At 60.2% G+C, this 1002-nt stretch carries 1 protein-coding gene; it reads left to right on the plus strand.

Annotated elements, in window-relative coordinates; translation table 11 throughout:
* On the plus strand, positions 1 to 1002 hold a 1002-nt coding region (locus VMT30_08855), incomplete at both ends, for a hypothetical protein (protein HVQ45037.1).

Consider the following 1002-nt stretch of genomic DNA (forward strand, 5'->3'; position numbering starts at 1 on the left):
ACCTCATCGCCGGAGCCATCCTCGTACCCTTCTCCTGGTATATCTGTGCCATCATCATCGATATCGGCAACATTCTGGGGCAGGGGATTGTATCGCTCATGTCCCAGGCCATACCGCCGCCGGATATTGATTTGACTTCCATTTCGAGCAAATTCTTCCTCGGCACTGCCACCACTGTCGCCACGTTTGTTTTGGCCGGGGCAGCAGCTACGGTGGGCTTTGGGGCGGTTCTTTCCCTCCTCATCGCCTTCGTCGGTGTCTTCCTCACCCTCATCTTCCGCAAGATCTTCATCATCCTCCTCGTCATCTTAAGTCCCTTCATCTGCCTCGCCTGGGTGCTGCCCAACACCGAGAAATGGGCCCGGCGGGGGGCCAACGACCTCATTCGCCTCGTCCTGATGTACCCCCTCATCATGCTGCTGTTTGAAATCGGCCGTCTGTTTGCCTCTGCTGCCGGCGCCACCACCGGTACGGGCACCGACTTCGTCAAACCCCTGTTTGAGATCTTTGGCCTCATCCTGCCGCTGTTTGCCGTCCCCTTTGCCTTTAAGCTCGCCGGCACCGGCCTCGCGGCCGGCGTTGGCGGCATTAACCGCCTCACCGGCGCCGCCGACAAGCGCTTCGGCAAAGACTCCGACCGCGCCAAGGATGCTGCGGCTAATCGGGAGCGGAATAATCTCTATAAAGGGCGGAGGCTGGGCGATGCCGCTAAGGCTCTCGATGACCCGATAAAAAATGCCACCGGAGCCCAAAAGGCCGCCCTCAAACTACAGCAAAAAGGTCTTCGAACTCGCTCAAACGCTCGCTATGCCCGGGCCGGTATACCGGTGCGGGGAAAGATGGCCACCAAACTGCTTGGTGCCAACGAATCCGCCGACCTCCGCCGCGAGCAAGCCTACGCCAAAGCCATGGGCGAAAAGGGCATCACCGAGGCCAACCTTCGCAACTCCAAGGAGGGCCTCCCCTCAGAAGACGCCGGCGACCGCTTAGCCGCCGAAACCC

Source organism: Candidatus Saccharimonadia bacterium (assembly GCA_035544015.1).
In the GTDB taxonomy this organism is placed as follows: Bacteria; Patescibacteriota; Saccharimonadia; order UBA4664; family UBA4664; genus UBA5169.